Below are 17,630 nucleotides of genomic sequence, written 5' to 3'. Positions count from 1 at the left end.
GCGTAGCCCATCTTGGCCAGCGCTCTCAGATCCGCGCGCAAAAGGCCGGACATATGAGCGCAAGAGACCCGATCAAACTATCTCAACCATCCTTGCAAGCGGGGGGCCGTCCACATATGAGCACCGGCCTGCGCCGACCGAAGCCTTAACAGCCACAGCGACTATGAGTGCTTCGGCCGGCGAAGGCCGGAAGCGCAGAAAACGCCATCAGATGCCCGCCGGAGTAGAATTTCCAAACGGTCTCAGGACTTGGTGTGGGTGACCGTGCCTGCAGTCAGGATGCGCAGCACCCTGATGGCTTCCTCGCCGCTGGTGCGCGGCTCCGCACGCGTCTCGATGCACTGGATAAAATGCTCCAGCTCGCGCGTCAGCGGCATGCCCTGGCCGACCGCGACATAGGACGGCTCGTTGGTGGTGAAGGCCCATTGGCCGCTGTCCTGCCAGACCGCGTGGCGGTAGACGGCAAGCTTGCGCTCCCATGGCTCGACATCGTCGAACACCGCCATCGCCTTGGTGCCGACCACGGTCAGCCGCCGCTCGCGATAGGGATTGAGCCGCGAGGTGAAGAGATGGCTGCGCAGCCCATTGGGAAAGCGCATGTGCAGATGCGCGAAGTCGCTGAGGTTGTCGAGCAGTGCCGCTCCCTCGCCCCTGACCTCGATCGGCTCGGTGCCGGTGATGGCCAGGATCATCGACAGATCGTGCGGCGCCAGGTCCCACAGCGCATCGTTCTCGGTGTGGAATTTGCCGAGGCCGAGACGATGCGAATGGATGTAGCGGACTTCGCCGAGCTCGCCATTGTCGATCAGCGCCTTCAGCGTTTCGAAGGCGGGATGGAAACGCAGGACATGGCCGACCATGAAGACGCGGCCATTGTCCTTTGCCGCCTGCACCGCGCGCTCGGCGTCGGGCACCGTCAGCGCAATCGGCTTTTCCACCAGCACATCCTTGCCGGCCTCAGTGGCGCGCACGGCAAGATCGGCATGGAATTGCGGCGGCAACGCCATGACGATGGCGTCGATATCGTCACGCACGAACAGCTGGTCGGGCTCGATCGCCAGGCAGTCCTGCTCACTGGCAAAACCTTCGGCTCGCGCCCGATTGGCATCGGAAACCGCATGCAGCGCGCCGAGCGCCTTGAGGGTGCGGATGTGGTTGCTGCCCCAGTATCCGCAACCGAGGACTGCAATGCGCGGCTTCATCAGCTTCAAACTCTAATTTCTTGGCCGAGACATAGCGACGTGCCCCGTCGAACTCAACCCCGGGTGCTCACCTCAGATGTCTGCCCGGCAAAGCTTTTCGCCAGCGGCAATATGCCGGCGCGCCTGACGGATCGATGCTTGACAGGCTCGCCCTCCCAACCTTATATCCGCGCGACCTTGGCGAACGCCCCCGAAATGCCTTTCGATTTAAGGCGGATTTCGGGCCTTTCGCCGCCCTGGCGGGGTAGCTCAGTTGGTTAGAGCACGGGAATCATAATCCTGGGGTCGGGGGTTCAAGTCCCTCTCCCGCTACCATTGCATTCATCTAAGTGACTGATTTTGTTATAGATTTTTGGAAAGAAAAAGCCAGGAGTGAACCCCCCGGCAGGCTTGATCTCTGTCAACTGGTTGATAACAAACACGTTTCGCTTCGGGGGTTCAAAACCCCACCGCTACCATACTCGAAACTGCTGCGGCCTTTACGAGCCGCAGCCTGCCTGATGAGATGAAGGTCGCCCCGAACGCTTCCGTATCGTCCGGGGCTTGTCACAACTCAAGCCCGCCAGCACCGTCCGAAGGAACGCTCCTTACGCCAGTATGCTCTCAAGCTGAACGCGCGTCCTGATGCACCCCGTATCCGGCCATCGCCTTCAATTCGAGGAAGTCGCCCAAGCCGAACTCGCCGTGCTCGCGGCCGTTGCCGGACTGCTTGAAGCCACCGAAGGGCGCGGCCGCATCCCAGGGCGCCTGGTTGATGTAGACGCTGCCGACGCGCAGTTGCGCCGCGACGCGCCTGGCCCGCGCGATATCGCTCGACTGCACATGGCCGGCCAGCCCGTAGATGGAATCATTTGCGATGCGCACCGCTTCGTTCTCGTCCGCGTAACCGATGATCGACAGCACCGGGCCGAAAATCTCCTCGCGCGCGATCGTCATCTGCGGCGTAACGCCGGAGAACACGGTCGGGCGCACATAGTAGCCCTTGTCCAATCCCTCAGGCCGCCCCGGGCCACCCGCCGAAAGCGTCGCGCCTTCCTTGATGCCGGTCTCGATCAGGGTCTGGATACGCTTGTATTGCGAGGCGTTGACCACAGGTCCGAGATCGGTGCCCTCGGTATCGGGCGTGCCCACCGCCAGCGCATCGGCGGTTTCGGCGGCGACTTTCGCGGCGTGCTCCATCAGCTGGTACGGCACCAGCATCCGGGTGGGCGCGCTGCAAGACTGGCCGCAATTGAGGTAGCTCGCCTTGACGCCGAGCGCGACGTTGCGATCGAAATTCTCGTCGTCGAAGATGATGTTGGCCGATTTGCCGCCAAGCTCCTGATGCACGCGCTTGATCGTGTCGGCCGCCGCCTTGGCGACCGCGACGCCGGCGCGGGTCGAGCCGGTGATCGAGACCATGTCGACATCCGGGTGGCGCGAGATCGCCTCGCCCACTTCGACGCCATCGCCATTGATCAAGTTGAACACGCCCGCCGGCACGCCGGCCTCATCCACCATCCGGGCAAAGCGCAGCGACGACAGCGGCGAATATTCGCTGGGCTTCACCACCATGGTGCAGCCGGCGGCAAGCGCCGGCGCCACCTTCACGACCAGTTGGTTCATCGGCCAGTTCCAGGGCGTGATCAGGCCGCAGACGCCGATCGGCTCGCGCGCCAGAAGCATGTCGCCGCGTTGCTCGGTGAAGGCGAAGTGCTTCAGCACGTCGACGGCGGTGGCAAGATGCGCGCGGCCAAGCGCGATCTGCGCATTGCGCGAGAAATTCCTGACGACGCCCATCTCCAGCGACATCAACTCGGCGATCTCGTCGCTGCCTTCGTCATAGAACTCGAGGATCCGGGTGAGATAGCCAAGCCGTTCTTCGCGCGAGGTGCGGGAATAGGCCGGGAAGGCGCGTTTGGCGGCGGCGACTGCCTTGTCGACATCCGCGCCCGAGCCCATGGCGATCGTCGCCACCTTGGCCTCGGTTGCCGGGTTGATCACATCGAAGCTTTGCGTCCCGCTCGGCGCCACCCAGCGACCGTCGATGTAGAATTCCAGCTCATGTGTCATGCGTTCTCCTCCGGCAAAGACCCAGCAGGTCCCGGCTCTTGAATGGTCCGTCACGGCGGCGGATCGGTCAGTGGTAGTAGATGCCGCCGTCGACGTTGAGCGACTGCCCGGTGACGAAGGCCGACAGGTCCGAAGCGAAAAACAGCACCGGCCCGACGACGTCCTCCGGCGCGCCAAGGCGCTTCAGCGCCGCGACATCCTCCCAATGCCGGATTGCCGCATCGCTGCCGAGATTGTTCTTGCCCATCTCGGTCAGGATGATGCCGGGGCAGATGGCGTTGACGGTAACGCCGTCCATGCCGACCTCTTGCGCCAGCACCCGGGTCAGCGTGATCACCACCGATTTCGTCGCCGCGTAATGGCCCTGCGTCGGCACGCCCTGGCGGCCGGCGATCGAGGCGATGTTGATCACCCTGCCCGATCTTCTGGCGCGCATATGCGGCAGCACCGCCTGGCACATCATCAGCACGCCCTTGGCGTTGACGTCGAAATGCGCGTCCCAATTGGCCTCGTCGAGGTCCTGGAGCAGGCTGGGCTTCAGGATGCCGGCATTGTTGACCAGCACATCGATGCTGCCCGCCGCCGCAAGCAGCGCCTGCGCCGTCGCCTCGATCTCGCGCTTCTTGCTGACATCCATCGTGTAGACATAGGCCTTGCGGCCAGCCGCCTCGATCTCGGCCTTCGTCACAGCAAGCTCCGCTGCCTGCGACGGCAGGTCGGTGACGGCGACGTCGAAGCCCGCCTCCGCGAGCCCCTTGGCGAGCGCCCTGCCGATGCCGCGGCTGGCGCCGGTGACGAGAGCCGTCTTGCCCTTGGCTTCAGGAAGAATGGTCACGCTGCTTGCACCTTTGATGTCTTGACCGGCAGCGAATTCATCGCCGCGACCGTGTCGTCGAATGAAACGAGTTTGCCGTCGGAGCCGAGTCCCATCGCCACCTTGGCGGCGACCGCCGTGGCGAAGCGCGCCGACTGCTTGAGATCCCAGCCCTTGACGATGCCGACGATGATGCCGGCGGTGAAGGAATCGCCGCAGCCGGTGGTGTCGAAGACTTCGACGTCGAAGGCCGGCAGATGGAAATCCTCGCCATGCTGCGGCGAGACATGAACACCATCGGCGCCGAGCGTGAGGATGCAGTTCTTGACGCCCTTGGCCTTGAAGAAGGTAGCGACGAGGGCGGGATCCCGGTCATGCGCCATCTCGCCGGCCTCGTCGATGCTCGGCACGAAATAGTCGATGTAAGGCAGGCACGGTTCGACCAGCCGCACCGTCTCGGGCGTCGCCTGGATCAAATCGAATGTAGTGATGCGGCCGAGTTCCTTGGCGCGCTTCAAGAGCCGCACGGTCGGCTCACCATCAAAACGCTTCAACAGCCCGGTGCCGCCGACATGGACGACTGTCGCATCCAAGGCGGCGTCGAGATCGGCGTCCGCGACCTCGAACAAAGTGGCCGTGCCCGGCACATGCAATGCCGGGCGCTCGCCGTTCGGCCGCACTGGCAGGATTGTGGACGAAGTCTGGACGCGGCCGTCGCGGCGCACCAGGCTGCACTCAAGGCCGTATTTGGTGAGCTTGGCAAGGAACCAGTCGCCCATGTCGTCGGTTCCGAGCGTGGTGACGGCCCTCGTCTTCAGCCCGAGGATGGCGCAGTCCATGCCGGTGGCGCCGGCCGTGCCGGCGACCGTCATGCGAATCTCCTCGATATAGTCGGCGCGGCCGCCTTCGGGGATGCGCGACACCGGCCGTCCAAGGATGTCGAGGACGTAGAAGCCGATCGAGCTGACATCGAATTGTGGCATGGTTGGCGGACCTCTCGAAATCAATGGGCGGCGCGGCGCAAGCCGAAGCTCGCGGCCAGCACCAGGAAGACCAGCACGCCGATGCCGACCTGCTGCCAGTAGAAATTCCAGCCGACGAGAAGCAGCCCGTTCTTGACGATGGCGAGTAGGAAAACGCCGAGCAGCGTGCCGATCACCGAAGGCTTGCGTTCACGGCTGAGCGTCGTGCCGATGAAGGTGGCGCCGATCGCGTCGAGCAGGAAAGCATTGCCGGACAACGGCACGTAGGACTTGACCGTCGCCGACAGCAATATGCCGGTCACACCCGCCAGCAACGCGCAAAGCACATGCACCAGCGAGAGCTCGCGCGGCACGCGGATGCCGGAATACCAGGCGACACCGGGCTGCGCGCCCATCGCCTGGACGTAGCGGCCGAAGACGGACCGGTGCAGCAAAAAGTGGACGGCGAGGGCGCACAGGATGAGCACGATCACCGGCGTCGGAATGCCGAGCAGGGCGGTGCGGGCGATGGCGTTGAACTGATCGCCGGCATAGCCGCTGGTGAGGTAGATCGGCTGGCCGCCGCTTGTCGCGAGCTGCTGCGCGCTCTGGCCGATGAACAGCACGCCGAGCGTCGCCAGGAACGGGCTGATGTTGAGCCGGGTGATGAGGATCGCGTTGAGGATGCCGACAACCAGCGCAGCACCCAGCCCGCCGCCGACGCCGACCACGCCGCTATAGCCGGCGGCGAGCAGCATAACGAAGACCATGCTTGCCATATCGACGGACACGCCGACCGAAAGATCGATGCCGCCAGACGAGATGACGATGGTGAGCCCCAGCGCGACGATGGCCAGCATGACGACATTGTTGACCAAAACGTTGAAGAGGTTCGCCGGCGTGAGAAAAGTCGGGCTGGCCACCGCGAAGAAGATGACGATGGCGGCGAAGGCGATAAGCACGCTGTATTTGGCGAGGAAGGCGCGCAAGCTCACCTTGGGTTTGTCGTTGGTCTGGACACTCATCGCGAACCCTCCGAACCGCGGGCAAAGGATGTGATGGCCACCACCAGCAGGATCAGCGCGCCCTGCACGCCGTTGACCCAGTAGCTGGAGACGTTGAGCAGCTGGAAGCCGTTGGCGAGCAGGCCGATGAACAGCACGCTAAGCAGCGTGCCGCCCATGGTTGGCACGAAGCGGCGTGAAAAGACGGTGCCGAGCAATGCTGCCGCCAGCACCGACAGAAGCAGTTCGCCGGAGCCGGGCGTGCTGGCCGAAAGGCGCGAGACGGTGAGGACACTTGCCACCGCCGCGCAGAAGCCGCTCAGTACATAGGTGAAGGACACGTAGAGGGGCACGCTGAGACCGGCCGCGCGGGCCGCTTCCGGATGGCCGCCGACCGCGTAGAGCCTGAGCCCGAACGACGTGTAGTGGAAGATCGCGATCACGAGCGCGGAGAACAGGATCAGCGCCCAGGCGAGCGCCGAGATGCCAAGAAAGGACCCGGAGACCAGGAAGCCGAGCAGCGGGGAGGATGCGCCGACGACCGTGTTCTGGGTGAGGGTCAATTCCATGCCGGCCGCAACGTTGAGCACGGCAAGCGTTGCCAGCAGCGGCAGGATGCCGAGGCCGACCACGGCAAGGGCGTTCAGCGCACCGACCGCCATGCCGACGGCGATGGCCGCGAGCACTGACAGGAAGTCGCCATAGCCCATCGACAGCAGCGTCGCGTAGACGGCGGCGCACAGCCCCATATTGGCGGCGATCGACAGGTCGATGCCACCTTCGGTGACGTCGGAGCCGCCGCCGATGATGACGGCAGTCATGCCATAGGCGAGCACGCCCAGGATCGCCGACTGCTCGACGACGTTGATGAGGTTGAAGGTCGAGGTGAAGCCCGGCGCGAAGACGACGAAATAGGCCATGATCGCAGCGAAGGCGGCGATTGCGCCGAGCCGCACGACAAGGGTTGCAAAGCGCCGGCCAGCACTTTTGCCGGTGGCGCGGGTTTCGTCGGACGCGCCGGCTTCGGCCTGGACAATTGTCGCGCTCATGCCGCCACTCCATCAGCGTTCGAGCGGGCGCCGGACGAGGCCGCGAGTAGCGCGTCGCTGTTCATCGACGGGCCGGAGAAGGTGCCGGCAAGCCGGCCGCGATAGACGACCAGCACGCGGTCGCAGACCCCGACCAGTTCAAGCAGGTCGGACGACAGAAGAAGGATGGCAGCGCCCTCGCCTGCCAGCCGGTTCAACAGATTGTAGATCTCGACCTTGGCGCCGACGTCGACGGCCACCGTCGGCTCGTCTAGCACGTAGACGCGCGACTGGCAGCTCAGCCATTTGGCGATCGCCACTTTTTGCTGGTTGCCGCCGGAGAGTTCGCGCACCAGCGCATCGCGATGCGGCGTCTTGATCGACAGTTCCTTGATCAGGCCGTCGACCGCCTGGTTCTCGCTGCCGCGGCTGACCAGTCCGTTCTTCGAATAGCGGCGCAGGCTGGCGAGCGAAATATTCTCGCGCACCGACAGGCCGAGCGCCACGCCATGCGCGCGACGATCCTCCGGCAGCATGGCGATGCCGTCGCGCACGGCCTTGACCGGCGTCGACAGCGCAAGCTGCTTGCCCTCGACCTTGATCGAGCCGCCATCGGCCGTCTTGAGGCCGAACAGGCATTGCACGATTTCCTTGGCGCCGGAGCCGAGCAGGCCGGTCAGGCCGACGATTTCGCCGGCGCGCACATTGAAGCCGATGTTTTCGAAGCTGCCGCCGAGCCGCAGATTGGCGACTTCGAGCACAGGTGCGCCGAGCGTGACCGAGCGCTTGGGAAACATCTCGCCAACATCGCGGGCGATCATCATCGAAATGATCTCGTCGATCGATGTCTCACGCGGATCGACGGTGCCGACGTCGGTGCCGTTGCGCATTACGGTGACGCGGTCGCAGAGCTTTTCGATTTCCTGCATGTAATGGGAGATGAAGACGACGGCGATGCCGTCGTCGCGCAGCCGGCGCAGCACGTCGAACAGGCTGTCGACCTCGCGCTTGACCAGTGCCGCCGTCGGTTCGTCGAGCACCAGCACCGAAGCCTTCTGCGCCAAAGCGCGGGTGATCTGCACGACCTTCTGCTGCGCCGTGGTCAGGTCCTTGACCAGAGTGCCCGCCGGCAGTTCCATGCCGAAGAAGCGCTTCAGCAGATCGGCCGCCTTGCGCGCCATGGCCCGGCGGCTGACGAAGGGACCGAGGCCGATTTCGTGGCCGAGAAACACCGCCTCGCCGACGGTCGCGGTCGGCACCAGCAGCCTGTCCTGGTGGATGAAGTGCACGCCGAGCTTTTCCACCGATGCCGGCGTCAGCGAAGAGACGGTCTCGCCATTGATGACGATGGTGCCGCTGTCGGGCTTGATGATGCCGGCCAGCACTTTGATGATCGTCGATTTGCCGGCGCCGTTCTGGCCGACAAGGCCGAGGATCGAACCGCGCGCGATCTCGAGGTTCGCATTCTCCAGCGCACGCACCGGACCGAACCGCTTCGATATATCCGTCATCGATACAGCAATTTCACGCTTTGCCGTCTGCATGGCCGTCAATCCTGGTTGATGGTGGCGGGCAGCCGCAAACGCCTGGCTGCCCACCGTTTCGCCAGAGCCTATTTAACGCCTGCCTTTTCGGCGGCGTCGAGGAATGGCTTTCCTTTTTCGGCGGCATTTTCCTTGTTGACCAGCACGGCAGGCACAAAGGTGAAGGGCGGCACCTTCTGGCCGGCCAGGAACTTGGCCGCATTGTCGACCGAGGTCCTGCCGATTTCATAGGGCTGCTGCGCGGCGACCGCGCCAGCCGACGACTTCGGATCCATCACCATCTTGATGACTTCCGGGCTGCCGTCGATGCCATAGGTCTTGACCTCGTTGCGGCTGGCCGCCTCGACCGCCTGCGTGGCGCCGATCTGCGGCACGTCCCAGCAGGCCCACACCGCACCGATCGAGCCCTTCTCGGGCGACTTGGTCAGCATGTCGGTCACGTTGGAATAGGCGCTCTGCACGGTGTTCGGGATGACGTCGCGCAGTTCCGGCTCGACGATCTTCACATCGGGGAACGAGCTCAGCACATATTTCAGCTGGTCGTAGCGGATCTTGCACACCGGCACGCTGTAGAAGCCGTTGAAGACCAGCACATTGCCCTTGCCGCCCATGTCGGCGACCATCTGCAGCGCGATCTCGGCGCCGATATTGTAGTTGTTGGACGTGGTGTTGTTGATCGCATGCGGCGTCGCGGTGTCGACGGTGAACAGCGGGATGCCGGCGTCGCGGATCTTCTGCAGCCACGGATTCAGCACTTCGAGGTTGCCGAGCTGCTCGATGATGGCATCCGGCTTCTGCGCAATCAGCGTCTGCAGCTGCGCGATCTGCTGCTGATCCTTGCGGCCGGCGTCGAGCGCGATGACTTCGCCGCCCAGCTCCTTGACACGGTCCTGGATGCCGCGGAACGCCATCAGGTCCCAATAGTGATCGGTGCCGATGGCGGAAACGCCGACGCGCTTGCCCTTGAGCGACAGTTCCTCGGCGCTCGCGCCCGAGATGGCAGCCAGGCTGCAAGCCGCCGCCAACCCCAAAGCGAGCGCCTTGACGAGGCCTTTCATGGATCTAGTCATTTCATTCCTCCCTTGTTGATCGCTCCGGGCCTTCCCGGAGGATTCTGCCAGATGACTGCGGCTCAGGCGGCAGCCTCCTTGTCGCGCAGGCCATAGCTGGCCATGCGCTTGATGACGTTTTCGATCTCCTCTTCGGACAGGATCGGCGGCTCGCCGATCTGCAGGGCGCCGTGATACTGGCGCGCCAGCGTTTCCACCTCGACCGCCAGCCACATCGCCTGGCTGAGGCTGGAACCGACCGCGATCATGCCATGCTGTGCGAGCAGGCAGGCCTTGCGGTCGCGCAGCGCCTCCACCGCATGCGCCGAGAGCTCTGCCGTGCCGAAGGTGGCGTAGGGGGCGCAGCGAATGTCGTTGCCGCCGGCGACCGCGACCATGTAGTGGATCGCCGGTATCTTCCTGCCCATGATGGCGATGATGGTGCAGTAGGTCGGATGCGCGTGGACAACCGCGTTGACCTCGGGCCGCGCCTTCATGATGTCGAGATGGAAACGCCATTCGCTCGACGGCGGCAGGCGCCCGTCGACCTCGCCGTCCCACGCCATGAAGACGATGTCCTCGGGCACCAGCGTCTCGTAAGGCGTGCTGGTCGGCGAGATCAGCATGCCTTCGCCATGGCGCAGGCTGACATTGCCTGACGTGCCCTGGTTGATGCCCAGCGCGTTCATCTCGAGGCAGGCGTCGATGATTGCCTGGCGTGCCTCTAGGTCCGAAACGGTCATGCGATATTCCAATCCTTGCTCGGCCCGTCACCAGGCCGTGTAGCCGCCATCGATCGACAGGATCGCGCCGGTGACGTAGCTCGACGCCGGCGAGGCGAGAAACAGGATCGCCGAAGCGATCTCGTGCGGCTCGCCGAGCCGGCCCATCGGCGTCATGTCGATCCAGGTGTTGAAGAGTTCGGGCCGCTCGCGCATTTTCAGCGTCATCTCGGTGCCGACATAGCCCGGCGCCAAGGCGTTGACGCGCACGCCCGATTTCGCCCACTCGACGGCGAGCGCCTTGGTCATCATGTGCACCGCGCCCTTGCTCACCATGTAGGAGGGCGCGGTCTGCGGACGGTTGATGATCAGGCCCGACATCGAGCCGAGATTGACGATCGAGCCCTTCTTGCGGGCGACCATGGAACGGCCGAAGGCGCGCGAGGCCCAGTAGACGCCATTGACGTTGACATCCATCACCTGGCGCCATTCCTCGTCGGATGTGTCGAGCGCGGTGTTGAGGCGGGCGATGCCGGCGCTGTTGACCAGTATGTCGACCTGGCCGAGGTCGCTGACGACCTGGGCCGCCATCGCCTCGACGGCACGCGGATCGGTGACGTCGAGCGCGTGGCCATCGACGCTTGCGACACCGGCCTCCTTAAGCACCCCGGCCGCGGCATCCAGGCCTTGCGTATTCATGTCGAGCAGGACGATGCGCGCGCCGCAGGTGCCGAGCGCCTTGGCGGCCTCCAGACCGATGCCGCTGGCGCCGCCGGTGACGACGGCAACCTCACCCGTCAGGTCGAATTGCGACCGGTAGTCCATGCAAATCCTCCATCAGGGCTAGGCTTGAGCGCGAGCAAAATCTTCCCCTCGCCGCCAAGGCGGCGTCGCAAGCCGATCGATCCTGATAATGCCTTAGGGGTCAGGCTCCTCCCGACCCATGGCAAGGAAGTTACAGAAGCTTCCCGGGTCCGTCAATCTGGTTATAACCAGAAAACAGAATCTTTTTTGACTGGTAAGATTCAGGTGCGATCGACACCGTTCACCGTCGCCGACGGCTGCTCGACCGCCATATGGATGCGGGCGACGGAAGAGTTGTAGAAGGCCTCGTAATATTCGAGCGCCGCGCCGTCCGCGTCATAGGCGATCGACTCGATTTCGATCAGCGGCGTGTTGGCGGCAACGCCCATCTGCTCGGCCTCTTCCTTGGTGGGCAATGCCGCACGCAGCCAACGGTCGGCCCGCTTCACCGTCAGGCCGAACACCGCGCGGATGGTGCCGAAGATCGACTGGTTTTCCGACAGGATGTTTTCGAGACCGGGGACCCGGTGCCCCGGCAGGCTGATGCGTGTCATGGTGATCGGCGAGCCGTCGGTCATGTAGACGCGGCTGATCCTGACCACGCTGCCATTTGCAGGAATCCCGAAGACGCTCGATTCCTTCTCGTTCGGCGGACAGCGATAGATTTCGAGCGTGCGCGTCGAAACCTTGTGTCCCTTGGCGGTCAGGTCGTCGAAGACGCCGAGATTAGCGGTCATGAAGTCGACATGCTCGCGCGGTGCCGCGACGAACATGCCCTTGCGAGGCATCTTGATGATGCGGCCCTCGCTGGACAGCGACCCGATCGCCGCGCGCACGACGGGGCGCGAGACCCCGAAGAAATCGCAAAGCGCCTGTTCGGACGGTATGCGCGAATTGGCCGCCAGCAAGCCAGTGTTGATCGCTTCCTCGACCTGGTTGCGCAACTGGACCCAAAGCGGCGCCGCCTCGTCGCGGTTGAGCTGGACCTTGGAGCCGATCGAGCGGAACGCCTCGGCGGCGGCTGCATCTTCCTGGTCGTAGCGAGGACGCCCGCGCGTCCTGGTCATTTGTTCCATCGATGATCGGTCTTCAGCCTGCGGGCGAACGCCCGGATGTCACTTGCCACGACTCAGAGCGGCAACGTCCTCCCTAGCGGAGGCCGCCGGCCATATTCACGCTCTCCGGCAACTTTCGCAACCATAGCATGGCGGCAGTACCGAGCAGAGGTCCGGGGACGAGCAACAGGAAGGCCCAGCGCCAGCCGCCGATGAATTCGGCAAAGCGCGGCAGCAGCCAGATGGCGAGCACCGTCAGCGCGAAGCCGAGGCCGAGCTGCACCGACAGCGCCGTGCCGACAAAACGACGATCGCCGAGCTCGGTGACAGCGGCGGAAAATTGCGCGGAATCGCCGATCACCGAAATACCCCAGACAAGCGCGACCAGCATGAACAGCCAGAACGGCCCGGCGAAAAGAAAGCCAATCAGCAGCGCGCATCCGCCTGAAACGGCCATCATGCCGGCGGTGGTCGTGGTGCGGCCGATGCGGTCCGACAGATAGCCGCCCAGCAGGCAACCGAGGACACCGGAGGCGACCACGAAAAAGGTTGAAAGCGACGCAGCCGCCGTGGTCCCGATCGCCTGCGCATCCAACGCCGCGCGCGTATAGGCAAGCAGCCAGGCCCACATGGCGTAGAGCTCCCACATATGGCCGAGATAACCGAGGTTGGCGAGCAGCAGTGGCCGCTCGCGGAACACCTGGCCGATCCGTGCCGGCTCGAACACGGCCTTGCCGAACGGATAGGGTCCTTCCCTGGCGAACAGCAGGAACAGCATCGCGCCGGCGGCCGTAGCGACACTGGCGGCGGCGACCACCGGCCGCCAGTCGAGCGTGGTCAGCATGGCACGGAAGAGGTGCGGCAAGGCGGAGCCGACCGTCAGTGCCCCGATGACCGCGCCAAGCGCCAGTCCTCTGTCGCGCATAAACCAGGTGGCAACCAGCTTCAGCGCCGGCGGATAGACGCCGGCCAGCGCCATGCCGGTGACGATGCGCGCGGCGATTACGCCAGCTTCGCCAGGATGAAACAGCAAGGTCGCGTTGGCGAACGCGGCCACCAGTGCCGACATCGCCATGAGGCGGCTGAGCCGCACCAGGTCGGGCAGGTTGACGAGACTGGCGGCCAGGGCGCCAGCGACGAAGCCGACCTGTACCCCATTCGTCAGCCAGGCCTCGGCGCTGGCGCCGAGTGCAAGTTCCTGCTTCAGCTCCGGCAGGATGGCTGTCGCCGAGAACCAGGTGGTGAGCGAAAGAACGACAGCCAGGCAAAGCAGCGACAGCACACGCCAGCATTCGCTGTCGGCCGCCACGCCAGGCAGGCTGTCGTCCATCGCACTCATGCGCCTTGCAGCGGCACGGTGAACACCGTGGCCGTGCCAGTGAGACAAAGCTCGCCCTGGCCGTCGCGCACTGATGTCTCGATCTTGCAGATCGGTTTGTCGGGGCGCACCTCCTTGACCTCGACGCGTCCGGTGATCTCCTCGTCAACACCGACCGCCTTGACGAACTTCCAGGCGACTTCAAGGAACACGGTCCCAGGTCCCGGCAGATCCTCGGCCACCAGCGCATTGAGGATGCCTGACGTGACGCCGCCCTGGACGATCAGCTTGCCGAACACCGATTTCTCGGCCAGCGCGCGGTCATAGTGCAAGGGGTTGCGGTCTCCGGTCATGTCGGTGAAGGCTTCGATGTCGCTGATGCGCGTACGGCGCGTGCGCTCGGCAAAGGCGCCGACCTGCGGGCGGCCTTTCACCACGCCTGCCCAGCCATCTTTCGTCTCGGTGCTCATTGCGGCTTCTCCTCTGTTGCGGTTTCGACTGATTTGAAGGCTGGCAGGACGCGACCGCCGATGGCCGTCGGCGCGAGCAGCAGCGCGTCTCCTACGTGCGGCGGCCGCGCGCCAGGCAGGATGAAGCTCAGCATGGTCGGGCCCTCGGCCAGTTCGACCAGCCCGACCACATAGGGAGCGGCCGGCAGCCAGCCGGGGTGGCCCGGCTTGTGCACGTGCGAAAAGGATTTCAGCCGGCCTTTGCCGGAGACATCCCGCCAGACGAGGCGGCGGCTCCAGCAATGCGGGCAGATCGGGCGCGGGTAGAACACGGCCTTGCCGCAATCCTCGCAGTGCTGGATTTTGAGCCGTCCTTCGGCTGCGGCATCCCAGAACGGCGCCGTGAGTGTAGTGATCGTCGGACCAGCGGTGTTCAATGCGTTGAGATCGACGGACATCAGGCGGCTCCCAGCACGAGCGCGGTCGCCTCGCTCATTGTCGCGCCATTGCCGGTGACCAGCGCGAGCTCGGCCTTGCCGATCTGGCGTTCGTCCGCCTCGCCGCGCAGTTGGCGCACCGCCTCGACGACATGCGTCATGCCGCCCGCAAGGTCGGGCTGGCCGAAACCGAGTTGGCCGCCATGCGTGTTCAGCGGCTTGTCGCCGCCATGGGAAAGGTCATGGTCGCGCAGCCATGCTCCGAACTGGCCTGGTGCGCACAGACCAGCGTCCTCGATCGTCGTGGCGACCATGATCGTGTAGCAGTCGTAGAGCGAAAGCAGGTCCATCTCATTGGCCGTGGTGCCGGACTGCCCGAAGGCGCGCGCCATGGCGCTCTTCAGCGGGCCGGAGGTAAGGCTGGGCGCCTGGCTGACCGCGCGATGCGTGACCTTCTCGCCGGCGCCGAGCAGATGCACGGTTTTTTTTGGCAGCGAGCGCGCGCGTTCGGCCGAGGTGACGACGACCGCCTCACCGCCCGCGACCGGCATGACGATTTCGTAGAGGTGGAGCGGCGATGCGATCATCGGCGAGGCCAACACCATCTCCACATCTGCCGGCTTGCCGAAGAAGATGGCGTCGGGTTTGAGCTGTGCGTTGGCCCGCGCCGCCGCGGCGATCAGCGCGAAATCCCGCGCGGTTGAACCATACTCCGCCATATGCGCCTGCATCAGCAGCGCGTAGGAGATGTTGGCGCCCGAGGCGCCGAACGGCACATCGAACTCGCGGATCGGATTGCGGTTGGGCGAGCGCGGCGGCACCTCCTCGCGGTTGTTGGCGAGCACGCACAGCACCGTCTCGCACATGCCGGCCTCTATCGCCGCCGCCGCGCGCCAGACCATGCCGGCGCCCGATGCACCGCCGAGATCGACCACGTTGGCCATCGTTGGCGCGAGCCCGAGATATTCCGCGACGGTCGCCGGCACATGCTGCGGCGTCTCGCCCACCTGCGGCCCGACCAAAAGCCCGTCTATCGCGGCAGGTTCCAGCCCGGCGTCGAGCACCGCCAGGCGCGAGACCTCGGCGATCATCTCCAGCGTCGTCACGCCGCTGGTCAGGCGCTGCGGCTTCAATTCGCCGATGCCGACGATCGCTCCCTTGCCGCGCCTCATGCCGCCTTGCTCCGGTCGAGCACACGGTATTCATCAAGGCATGCTGGATTGGCGAGCGAAGCCATGTTCTTGACCGGCTTGCCTTCGAGCGTCGTGCGGGCGGCGCCCTCAACCCTCTTGCCGTTGAGCGTGTAGGGAATGGCCCGCACCGCGTGAATGCGATGCGGTACGTGGCGCGGCGATGCAGCCTCCCGGATCGCGCGGCGGATTTGCTCAGCAAGCTCGGGGCTAAGTTCGAAGCCGTCGCTCAGCTTGACGCAGAGCACGATCTCTTCGTCGCCTTCAACCGGTGCGCCAAAGGCCAGGCAGTCCTCGATGGCGGCAACGTTCTCGCAGGCGGCATAGATCTCGGCCGTGCCGATGCGCACGCCGCCGGGCTTCAGCGTGGTGTCCGACCGGCCATGGATCACAGCGGAACCATGCACCGTCATTTCCGCGACATCGCCGTGCGTCCAGACTTCCCGCCGCGCGGCGAAATAGGTAGCGTGATAGCGCTGGTCGCCGTCTTTGCCCCAGAAGGTCAGCGGCATGGACGGGAACGGTTCGGTGCAGACGAGGTCGCCCTGGCGGCCGATGACAGGCGCATTGCGATCGTCCATCACGGCCACCGCAAGTCCGAGCCCTTTGACGGTCAATTCGCCACGGCGCACGGCGTGGATCGGCGAGCCGAGCAGGAAACAGCCGATGATCTCGGTGCCCCCCGAGATCGAGGCAAAGATCATGTCCTGCTTTATATGCGCGTAGACCCAGTCGTACTGGCTGGAAGAAACCGGCGCACCGGCCGAGAGCAGGGAACGCAACGAGGACAGGTCGTGCAGACGTCCCGGCGCGTAGCCTTCGGCGGCCAGCGTCGCCAGATATTTCGGGCTGGTGCCGAAATGCGTGACACGTGCACGCTCCGCCATTGTCCACAACGGGCTGGGGTCGAGGCCATTAGCGGTCTTCAGGATCGGAGCGCCGTCATAGAGCACAACAGCCGCGCTACAGGCGAGGCCCGAGAGCAGCCAATGGTACATCATCCACGCTGTGTTGGTGTACCAGCTCATCACGTCGCCGGGGCGAACGTCGCCATGCAGCAGATGCTCCTTCACATGCTGGAGCAGCACGCCGCCCGTGCGATGGACGATCGCCTTCGGCGCACCCGTGGTGCCCGAGGTGTAGAGCACATAGGCCGGATGATCGAAGGGCAGGCGTTCGAAGGCCAGCGCGCCGTCGCTGCCGAAATCGTCGAAGGCGAGACAGGTCGCCGCGCAGTTCAGCCTTGCACCCGGTTCGCCGGTCAGCACCAGCGTGGTCACCGTCGGCATCGCTGCGACGATCTCGCCCAATCGATCCGAGATGTCGTGCTCCTTGCCCGCATAGCGGTAGCGCGGTGCTGCAAACAGCACCTTGACGCCGATCTGGCCGAGGCGGTCGACGATCGCCGCGGCGCCGAAATCCGGCGAGCAGGACGACCAGACGGCGCCGATCGACAGCGTCGCCAGAAGCGCCACGAGACCTTCGACACGGTTAGGCAGGATGCCGCCGACGCTGTCGCCCCTCGCCACGCCGGCCGCGCGCAGGCCCTGCGCGGTGCTGGCGACGAGCCGGCGCAGCTCGCCAAGGGTGAAGGTGCGGAAATGGCCGCCCTCGTCGGCCTCGATGACCGCGACCCGATCATCGTCCCCACGCAGGAGGTTTTCCGCGAGATTGAGCGATGCGTCCGGGAAGAACCGGCTGTGCGTCATCGGCGCCTGATCATCGCGCAGGAAAGAAATCGCGCCGGGATCGCCGATCACGCCGGCGAAGTCCCACACCGCCCGCCAGAACGCGCCGGAGTCGCCGATGGACCAGCGATGCAGCGTCTCGTAGTCGGTGGGGTTGAAGCCGTTGGTCAGCGCAAAGCGCGCAATATTGGACGATTCGAACGCGGCTGGCGCCGGCGTCCAAAGCACGGATGACATGGATTTCCTCCCGGAACACAGACCGGCCAGATGCCTCGACCTTGCCTGCCGATGCGTTTCAGATTATTGGTTATA

Annotated in this window: 16 protein-coding genes and 1 tRNA gene; 1 reads left to right on the top strand and 16 read right to left on the bottom strand. The window is 64.8% G+C overall.

The window, feature by feature from the left end:
• Positions 1-242 precede the first annotated feature (242 nt).
• Complete coding sequence (locus tag H0241_RS12255) at positions 243-1,202, bottom strand: Gfo/Idh/MocA family protein (RefSeq protein ID WP_181057660.1); 960 nt, start codon at positions 1,200-1,202, stop codon at positions 243-245.
• A gap of 238 nt (positions 1,203-1,440) precedes the next feature.
• Between H0241_RS12255 and H0241_RS12250 the strand changes: the two genes are divergently transcribed.
• Positions 1,441-1,517, top strand: a tRNA-Met gene (locus H0241_RS12250).
• A 288-nt stretch (positions 1,518-1,805) separates the two neighbouring features.
• Here H0241_RS12250 and H0241_RS12245 read toward each other — a convergent pair.
• The 15 genes from H0241_RS12245 to H0241_RS12175 form a co-directional block, all read right to left on the bottom strand.
• Positions 1,806-3,254 (bottom strand): aldehyde dehydrogenase family protein, encoded by a 1,449-nt coding sequence (locus H0241_RS12245; RefSeq protein ID WP_181057658.1) that lies wholly within the window; start codon positions 3,252-3,254, stop codon positions 1,806-1,808.
• A 67-nt stretch (positions 3,255-3,321) separates the two neighbouring features.
• Positions 3,322-4,089 (bottom strand): SDR family NAD(P)-dependent oxidoreductase, encoded by a 768-nt coding sequence (locus H0241_RS12240; RefSeq protein WP_181057657.1) that lies wholly within the window; start codon positions 4,087-4,089, stop codon positions 3,322-3,324.
• Positions 4,086-5,051 (bottom strand): carbohydrate kinase family protein, encoded by a 966-nt coding sequence (locus H0241_RS12235; RefSeq protein WP_181057656.1) that lies wholly within the window; start codon positions 5,049-5,051, stop codon positions 4,086-4,088. Before H0241_RS12235 ends, H0241_RS12240 begins: the two co-directional genes overlap by 4 nt.
• 20 nt (positions 5,052-5,071) lie before the next feature.
• Complete coding sequence (locus tag H0241_RS12230) at positions 5,072-6,055, bottom strand: ABC transporter permease (protein ID WP_181057655.1); 984 nt, start codon at positions 6,053-6,055, stop codon at positions 5,072-5,074.
• Positions 6,052-7,083: an ABC transporter permease gene (locus tag H0241_RS12225; protein WP_181057654.1), complete on the bottom strand. Its 1,032-nt coding sequence runs from the start codon at positions 7,081-7,083 to the stop codon at positions 6,052-6,054. Before H0241_RS12225 ends, H0241_RS12230 begins: the two co-directional genes overlap by 4 nt.
• Positions 7,080-8,606, bottom strand: coding sequence for a sugar ABC transporter ATP-binding protein (locus tag H0241_RS12220; protein WP_181057653.1), 1,527 nt, complete (start codon positions 8,604-8,606; stop codon positions 7,080-7,082). Before H0241_RS12220 ends, H0241_RS12225 begins: the two co-directional genes overlap by 4 nt.
• 68 nt (positions 8,607-8,674) lie before the next feature.
• Positions 8,675-9,676, bottom strand: coding sequence for a sugar ABC transporter substrate-binding protein (locus tag H0241_RS12215; protein ID WP_210284862.1), 1,002 nt, complete (start codon positions 9,674-9,676; stop codon positions 8,675-8,677).
• Between the two features lie 62 nt (positions 9,677-9,738).
• Positions 9,739-10,398: an L-fuculose-phosphate aldolase gene (locus H0241_RS12210; RefSeq protein ID WP_181057652.1), complete on the bottom strand. Its 660-nt coding sequence runs from the start codon at positions 10,396-10,398 to the stop codon at positions 9,739-9,741.
• Between the two features lie 27 nt (positions 10,399-10,425).
• A complete protein-coding gene (locus tag H0241_RS12205) occupies positions 10,426-11,202 on the bottom strand; it encodes an SDR family NAD(P)-dependent oxidoreductase (protein ID WP_181057651.1) in 777 nt (258 codons plus the stop codon).
• A 200-nt stretch (positions 11,203-11,402) separates the two neighbouring features.
• Positions 11,403-12,248: a GntR family transcriptional regulator gene (locus H0241_RS12200; RefSeq protein ID WP_181057650.1), complete on the bottom strand. Its 846-nt coding sequence runs from the start codon at positions 12,246-12,248 to the stop codon at positions 11,403-11,405.
• Positions 12,249-12,330: 82 nt separating this feature from the next.
• A complete protein-coding gene (locus tag H0241_RS12195; RefSeq protein WP_181057649.1) occupies positions 12,331-13,575 on the bottom strand; it encodes an MFS transporter in 1,245 nt (414 codons plus the stop codon).
• Positions 13,572-14,024 carry a MaoC family dehydratase gene (locus H0241_RS12190; RefSeq protein WP_181057648.1) on the bottom strand — a complete coding sequence of 151 codons (453 nt, stop codon included), beginning with the start codon at positions 14,022-14,024 and terminating at the stop codon, positions 13,572-13,574. The genes H0241_RS12195 and H0241_RS12190 overlap by 4 nt, the downstream gene beginning before the upstream one ends.
• Complete coding sequence (locus H0241_RS12185) at positions 14,021-14,461, bottom strand: Zn-ribbon domain-containing OB-fold protein (protein ID WP_181057647.1); 441 nt, start codon at positions 14,459-14,461, stop codon at positions 14,021-14,023. The genes H0241_RS12190 and H0241_RS12185 overlap by 4 nt, the downstream gene beginning before the upstream one ends.
• On the bottom strand, positions 14,461-15,612 hold the full coding sequence (locus tag H0241_RS12180) for a thiolase family protein (protein ID WP_181057646.1): 1,152 nt from the start codon (positions 15,610-15,612) through the stop codon (positions 14,461-14,463). Before H0241_RS12180 ends, H0241_RS12185 begins: the two co-directional genes overlap by 1 nt.
• Positions 15,609-17,555 (bottom strand): acetoacetate--CoA ligase, encoded by a 1,947-nt coding sequence (locus H0241_RS12175; protein WP_181057645.1) that lies wholly within the window; start codon positions 17,553-17,555, stop codon positions 15,609-15,611. Before H0241_RS12175 ends, H0241_RS12180 begins: the two co-directional genes overlap by 4 nt.
• Positions 17,556-17,630: the final 75 nt, after the last annotated feature.

It is taken from the genome of Mesorhizobium neociceri (assembly GCF_013520985.1).
Classification (GTDB): Bacteria; Pseudomonadota; Alphaproteobacteria; order Rhizobiales; family Rhizobiaceae; genus Mesorhizobium; species Mesorhizobium neociceri.
This window is presented reverse-complemented; position numbering and strand designations above follow the sequence as displayed.

Coding starts and splice junctions, on each gene's coding strand:
- H0241_RS12255 (WP_181057660.1), bottom strand. CDS start 1,202: ATGAAGCCGCGCATTGCAGTCCTCGGTTGCGGATACTGGGGCAGCAAC.
- H0241_RS12230 (WP_181057655.1), bottom strand. CDS start 6,055: ATGAGTGTCCAGACCAACGACAAACCCAAGGTGAGCTTGCGCGCCTTC.
- H0241_RS12220 (WP_181057653.1), bottom strand. CDS start 8,606: ATGCAGACGGCAAAGCGTGAAATTGCTGTATCGATGACGGATATATCG.
- H0241_RS12175 (WP_181057645.1), bottom strand. CDS start 17,555: ATGTCATCCGTGCTTTGGACGCCGGCGCCAGCCGCGTTCGAATCGTCC.
- H0241_RS12205 (WP_181057651.1), bottom strand. CDS start 11,202: ATGGACTACCGGTCGCAATTCGACCTGACGGGTGAGGTTGCCGTCGTC.
- H0241_RS12225 (WP_181057654.1), bottom strand. CDS start 7,083: ATGAGCGCGACAATTGTCCAGGCCGAAGCCGGCGCGTCCGACGAAACC.
- H0241_RS12210 (WP_181057652.1), bottom strand. CDS start 10,398: ATGACCGTTTCGGACCTAGAGGCACGCCAGGCAATCATCGACGCCTGC.
- H0241_RS12215 (WP_210284862.1), bottom strand. CDS start 9,676: ATGACTAGATCCATGAAAGGCCTCGTCAAGGCGCTCGCTTTGGGGTTG.
- H0241_RS12190 (WP_181057648.1), bottom strand. CDS start 14,024: ATGAGCACCGAGACGAAAGATGGCTGGGCAGGCGTGGTGAAAGGCCGC.
- H0241_RS12195 (WP_181057649.1), bottom strand. CDS start 13,575: ATGAGTGCGATGGACGACAGCCTGCCTGGCGTGGCGGCCGACAGCGAA.
- H0241_RS12200 (WP_181057650.1), bottom strand. CDS start 12,248: ATGACCAGGACGCGCGGGCGTCCTCGCTACGACCAGGAAGATGCAGCC.
- H0241_RS12235 (WP_181057656.1), bottom strand. CDS start 5,051: ATGCCACAATTCGATGTCAGCTCGATCGGCTTCTACGTCCTCGACATC.
- H0241_RS12180 (WP_181057646.1), bottom strand. CDS start 15,612: ATGAGGCGCGGCAAGGGAGCGATCGTCGGCATCGGCGAATTGAAGCCG.
- H0241_RS12185 (WP_181057647.1), bottom strand. CDS start 14,461: ATGTCCGTCGATCTCAACGCATTGAACACCGCTGGTCCGACGATCACT.
- H0241_RS12245 (WP_181057658.1), bottom strand. CDS start 3,254: ATGACACATGAGCTGGAATTCTACATCGACGGTCGCTGGGTGGCGCCG.